The organism is Massilia sp. CCM 8734 (assembly GCF_011682155.1).
Lineage (GTDB): Bacteria > Pseudomonadota > Gammaproteobacteria > Burkholderiales > Burkholderiaceae_D > Telluria_A > Telluria_A rubra.
This window is the reverse complement of record NZ_WHJI01000362.1, coordinates 1-245: the sequence shown is the minus strand read 5'-3', so window position 1 is coordinate 245 and position 245 is coordinate 1. Positions and strand designations below refer to the sequence as shown.

1 rRNA gene is annotated in these 245 nt (G+C 54.3%); it reads right to left on the bottom strand.

Annotation, left to right across the window (positions count from 1 at the left end):
• Window positions 1–26: 26 nt before the first annotated feature.
• Window positions 27–245 (bottom strand): 16S ribosomal RNA (locus tag F2P46_RS36890); the annotation flags it as partial.

Sequence of the window (245 nt, the reverse complement as noted above, 5' to 3'; positions counted from 1 at the left end):
GGCTCTATAGCCTGGTGCAACTCTAGAAAGGAGGTGATCCAGCCGCACCTTCCGATACGGCTACCTTGTTACGACTTCACCCCAGTCACGAATCCTACCGTGGTAAGCGCCCCCCTTACGGTTAAGCTACCTACTTCTGGTAAAACCCGCTCCCATGGTGTGACGGGCGGTGTGTACAAGACCCGGGAACGTATTCACCGCGACATGCTGATCCGCGATTACTAGCGATTCCAACTTCATGTAGT